This is a genomic window from Gorillibacterium sp. sgz306347 (assembly GCF_059735245.1).
Genome location: NZ_JCAPET010000097.1, coordinates 1 through 1,534, shown reverse-complemented (window position 1 = coordinate 1,534; position 1,534 = coordinate 1). Strand labels below are relative to the sequence as shown.

At 51.2% G+C, this 1,534-nt stretch carries 1 protein-coding gene; it reads right to left on the bottom strand.

What is annotated here, in order from left to right; genetic code table 11:
- The gene (locus AC6I6H_RS22420; protein ID WP_497956829.1) at positions 1-1,233 is read right to left on the bottom strand and encodes an IS110 family RNA-guided transposase; all 1,233 of its coding nucleotides are present in this window, start codon (positions 1,231-1,233) and stop codon (positions 1-3) included.
- Positions 1,234-1,534: the final 301 nt, after the last annotated feature.

The window sequence follows — 1,534 nt, the reverse complement described above, 5'->3', positions numbered from 1 at the left end:
TTATGCTGTTGCTATGTCGCGTAACTCCACTTCATAGCCCATGAGGTTGATCTTGCGGATCCAGTACTCCACCGTCTTCTCCCGGTTTCCGAGATAATTGGCCCCCAATTCTTGGTACGGTACCTTATCTCGTAGCACGATATAGATGATGCGGATTAATAGATGGCAAACCGCCATGATGGCTTTTTGCTTGCCCATTCGTTTTACCAAACGGTAGTAGACCGCTGAGATTCGCGAATCTTTGACCCGGATTGCCGCCCAACTGCATTGGCATAGGACGGATTTCAACCCACTATTGCCGCGTCGGTTCTTTTTTCGTTTTTTTTTACCGTTACTTTCATGGTTGGCCGGGCATACCCCAGACCATGATGCTAAATGCCCTTCGGTCGGAAAATGGGTCATCGTCGGACCGATTTCCGCCAAGATGCTCGCCGCGGCCTCTTGGTCAATTCCCGGTATGGTGTCCAACAATTCCAATTCCGTCCGATAGGGGGTCAGCAGGGATTCCATCTCATCCTCCAGTTCCGTGATTTCCTGGTGCAGATACGCCATATGGTCCAGGTGTCTGCGAATCATCTTGCGATGGTGTTGGCGCAATCGGCCATTTAATGCTTCGACCAACTCCGGTACCTTGCGTTTGACCGTGGATTTAACCTTATGGCGGATGTCCTCTGCCGAAAGCTTCTCCCCATTGGCCACCGATTCCAGCAAGGCCCGGCCGGACACTCCGAAGATGTCCGAGAGAAAGGTGGTAAGCTTCACGTTAGCATCCTGCAGAATTTTATGAACCCGGTTCTTTTCCTGGGTGACATTCTGCAGGAGCTTGCGCCGGTAACGGGTCAGATCACGCAAGTCCCGGATGGACTCCTCTGGAACAAAGCTGGGTTGGATTAACCCGCAGCGATGCAGCGACGCGATCCACTGGGCATCGTTGCAGTCCGTTTTCCGCCCTGGTACATTTTTGATGCGCTCAGGGTTGGCGAGAGTCAATTGACACTCATTCTCCAGGATATTCCACACGGGTTTCCAGTACACCCCGGTACTCTCCAGGGCCACTTGGCTGCACTCGCGCTCTTGCAACCAATCTAGCAGTCGAAGCAACTCTTTGGTCGTGGTTCCAAAGGTTTCGAATTCTTTGACGGGCTTCTCCTCCAGCGGACCGGACAGAAAGCAAGCCACCACATTGTCCTGATGAACATCTAACCCTGCACATCGTTCCAAAATCGCATCCATCGCCAGTCACTCCTTTTGTCACGATAACAAAATAGGGGACAGATCATGCAACCTTGTACAAAGCAGATACTTTATACACGTCCTCGTAGGACAATCGGCGATTCTCATGGTTGCAGGGGGTCCGATTCTAACACGGAGTAAGCTCCAACATTCTCCCGACCTCTGATCTGTCCCTTATCTGTATGACCGCAAAAAATGGGAAGAATACAGGATGCGCATGGTTATTTTTCATCTCTGGCGATGGGTGCAAGCCCATGAGTGATTCTAACGGTTGCCAGCGAGCTTATTTTGCTTAAAACGA